General features: G+C 37.2%; 3 protein-coding genes. All 3 read left to right on the top strand.

Annotation, left to right across the window (positions count from 1 at the left end; genetic code table 11):
- Positions 1-237 precede the first annotated feature (237 nt).
- The 3 genes from BN3107_RS00115 (at position 238) to BN3107_RS00105 (ending at position 2,904) form a co-directional block, all read left to right on the top strand.
- Complete coding sequence (locus BN3107_RS00115; protein WP_058305621.1) at positions 238-432, top strand: gamma-type small acid-soluble spore protein; 195 nt, start codon at positions 238-240, stop codon at positions 430-432.
- A gap of 159 nt (positions 433-591) precedes the next feature.
- Entirely contained in the window at positions 592-1,122 is a 531-nt protein-coding gene (ntdP, locus tag BN3107_RS00110; protein ID WP_058305620.1) for a nucleoside tri-diphosphate phosphatase, read from the top strand.
- Between the two features lie 30 nt (positions 1,123-1,152).
- Positions 1,153-2,904, top strand: a complete 1,752-nt coding sequence (locus BN3107_RS00105; protein ID WP_058305619.1) for an ABC transporter ATP-binding protein — start codon at positions 1,153-1,155, stop codon at positions 2,902-2,904.
- Positions 2,905-3,126 lie beyond the last annotated feature (222 nt).

Below are 3,126 nucleotides of genomic sequence, written 5' to 3'. Positions count from 1 at the left end.
GATGCCTTGAAAATGAGCAACAAAAAGGTACAAAAATTAATCAAAAGTCAAGTCCAACAATGGATTGCAGGCTTACCCAGCTATATCAGGGCTTACCTGCCTATTTCAGTGTGCGAAAGTTGAGTAATAATATATACCTTTTGTAAAGTAATCTTTAAACCTCTTTTAAAAAAGCAATATTTTTTTGGATAAAAAAGAATATGCTTGGGCAAATTAATTGTCGTGGAGGTGATATTGATGGCTAAACGTAATAATCAAGCAAACCCAGCAAACCAAGCAAACAATGCAAGTAAAACTAATGCTGCTGAAGTAAAGCGTCAAAACCAACAAGCTGCTCAAGGGCAAGGGAAGTATGGAACGGAGTTTGCTAGCGAAACAAATGCACAAGAAGTTCGCCAGCAAAACCAAAAGTCTCAAAATAACAAAAAATAACAATAAAATGAAAACTTGGCTCTTCCGAATAGGAAGAGCCAAGTTTTTTGTCTCAAGAAAAAACTTGGCTAAGTATCAACGAAAATTGTATTATTTTCAATTGTAAATATTTATCGTTATAATGGTTACTATTATGACATTGAAGAAAGGGAGATGCGTATGGAGTCAGCAGATTCAGGGAAAATTATACAAATCCAAAGCTATAAACATAATGGTCAGCTCCATCGTGTCTGGGATACAACGACGGTTTTAAAAGCAACGAGTAATCGTGTGATCGGAGCAAATGATAAAACCCTTGTAACAGAAAGTGACGGGCGTACATGGGTGACAAGAGAGCCTGCTATTTGCTTTTTTCATGCGAAGTATTGGTTTAATGTAATCGGAATGTTACGTGATGATGGGATTTATTATTATTGCAACATTAGTTCACCGTTTGTTTTTGAAGATGGAGCGGTTAAATATATTGATTATGATTTAGACGTGAAAGTATTTCCAGATATGACATACACATTGTTGGATGAAGATGAATATGATTTGCACAAAAAACTAATGAATTATCCAAAAGTTTTAGACAAAATTTTATGGAACAATGTCGAGTATTTATTGCATTGGATTAGGCAACGAAAAGGGCCATTTTCAGCAGAGTTTGTCGATCAATGGTACGAGTTTTACTTAACATATCGCTCATGAATAGTCAGCATGAAAAGAGGTGAAGGTGGATTGGATAGTATAAAACGATATATGAAATTTGTCTTCCCTTATAAGTGGAAGATTTTAATTACGGTATTAATCGGGATCTTCAAATTTGGTATCCCTCTTTTAATGCCGTTAATTGTGAAATATGTAATTGACGATATAATAGGCGCTGAAGGATTAACATCTGACGAGAAATTGACAGAATTATTCTGGTTAATGGGGATTTCCGCAGCTTTGTTTATTATATTAAGACCACCAATTGAATATTATCGTCAATATTTAGCTCAATGGACAGGCAACAAGATTTTATATGATATTCGCGATAGATTGTTTGATCATATTCAGCGTCTAAGTCTGCAATTTTATTCGAGAACGAAAACCGGTGAGATTATTTCAAGAGTGATTCATGATGTCGAGCAAACGAAAAACTTCGTTATGACAGGGCTTATGAACATCTGGTTAGATATGTTCACCATTTTAATTGCAATCATAATTATGTTATTTATGGATGTCTGGTTGACGATTGTAGCGATAGCGTTATTTCCGCTATATGCGATTTCTGTCAAGATTTTTTATGGAAGGCTACGTGATTTAACGAAAAAAAGATCGCAAGCATTGGCTCAAGTTCAAGGACATCTTCATGAACGGGTACAAGGGATCCCTGTAACTCGTAGCTTTGCCCTTGAAGATTATGAGGAAAAAGAATTCGATAAACAAAACCAAAATTTCTTAGACCGAGCAATTGACCACACGTCTTGGAACGCCAAGACTTTTGCGGTGATGAATACCATTACAGATGTTGCTCCATTATTAGTAATTGGTTTTGCCGGTTATTTTGCGATCACTTCAGATTTAACTGTAGGTACAATTGCAGCATTTGTAGGTTATATGGATCGTGTATACAGTCCATTACGCAGATTAATTAGTTCCTCGACTGTATTGGTTCAGTCGATTGCTTCGATGGATCGTGTCTTTGAATTTATTGATGAAGATTACGATATTAAAGACAAACCAAATGCAATGCCTTTAAAACAGGTGGATGGAAAAGTAGAGTTTGATCATGTCTCCTTCCGTTATGAAGAAGAGGAAGATATGGTACTAAACGATGTATCGCTAAATGTGAATCAGGGTGAAACGGTTGCCCTTGTTGGTATGAGTGGTGGTGGTAAATCCACCATAATCAGTTTAATTCCTCGTTTTTATGATGTAACAAAAGGTCGAATTCTGGTCGATGGTAAGGATATTCGCGATGTTCAGGCAAGATCGCTAAGAGATAAAATAGGCATGGTTTTACAAGATAACATTTTATTTAGTGAATCGATTGCAATGAACATTCGCATGGGGAATCCTGATGCAACAGATGAGGAAGTCATCTCAGCAGCCAAAGCGGCGAATGCTCACCAGTTTATTACGGAACTTTCTAAAGGATATGACACTCTTGTTGGCGAGAGAGGTGTGAAGCTTTCAGGGGGACAAAAGCAACGGATTGCAATTGCGCGTGTTTTCCTGAAAAACCCACCATTGCTAATTTTGGATGAAGCAACTTCAGCCTTAGATTTGGAAAGTGAAAGTTTAATTCAGGAAGCATTAGAAAAGTTAGCATCTGATCGTACGACTTTCATTGTGGCTCACCGACTATCAACAATTACACACGCAGATCGCATTGTATTAATTGAAGGCGGGGCAATAATCGAAGAAGGAACACATCATGAGTTAATGAAGAAACAAGGTAATTATTACAAACTTTATCAAGTTCAGGAATTAGATGATGATTGAATTTTGTTAAAAGGGATTCTAGCTAAATGCTGGATCCCTTTTTAAAATGGGTTGAGCAAACATCTCGTCGGCGTTTCTATTCAAATCAATGTGCAAAATGCCGACGAGGAGCCATCTCATCGGCATTACACAAGCAATCAACGTCCGAAATGCCGACGAGGAGCCATCTCATCGGCATTACACAAGCAATCAACGTCCGAAATGCCGACGAGGAGCCATCTC

It is taken from the genome of Gracilibacillus massiliensis (assembly GCF_001458115.1).
Lineage (GTDB): Bacteria > Bacillota > Bacilli > Bacillales > Amphibacillaceae > Gracilibacillus > Gracilibacillus massiliensis.
The sequence above is the reverse complement of the archived record's forward strand: the minus strand, read 5'-3'. Positions and strand labels throughout refer to the sequence as shown.